The 452-nt window shown below is 32.7% G+C and carries 1 pseudogene; it reads right to left on the bottom strand.

From position 1 onward, the window contains the following. Nucleotides 1-64 precede the first annotated feature (64 nt). Nucleotides 65-452 (bottom strand): annotated as a pseudogene (locus tag HMPREF2918_RS10590) (hypothetical protein); the annotation flags it as partial.

Here is a 452-nt window from a genome sequence, read left to right as displayed (position 1 = left end):
TTTTGAGTCATTTTTAGCTCTTTTCTACGAGCTTTTAGTTTTTCTGGTTGATACATCGTTTTCCTCACATTAATAGTAATTTCAATTCAGCTTTTTGTTTTGCCTCTTTGTCCGTTAGCTTATTTTTATCCCAAACATAAGCTATAGATTTTCCTCTATCATAAATGAGCCATACTTTTAAATTTTTTCGGCAAGTCTTTATTGTTTTCCAATTCTTTTGATCTAGAAGTTCTGGATACTCTTGACTGGTTACGAAGCCTCTTTTGTTCAAAGATCGCTCTATCTTATTGATTAGAGAAGTCTGGTAGTTGTTAAACTCCTTTATAATCTGTTCTTTGATACTGTGAAACAAAAGGAGGAGTGTAGCATTTTGTCCTTCTATATATTCCTCAATAGCTTGCTTAATGAAGCCTTCTTTCTCAGGATAATATTCTCGTAAAAGATCTAAGAGG

Source organism: Streptococcus sp. HMSC065C01 (genome assembly GCF_001813525.1).
Taxonomy (GTDB): domain Bacteria; phylum Bacillota; class Bacilli; order Lactobacillales; family Streptococcaceae; genus Streptococcus; species Streptococcus parasanguinis_V.
This window is presented reverse-complemented; position numbering and strand designations above follow the sequence as displayed.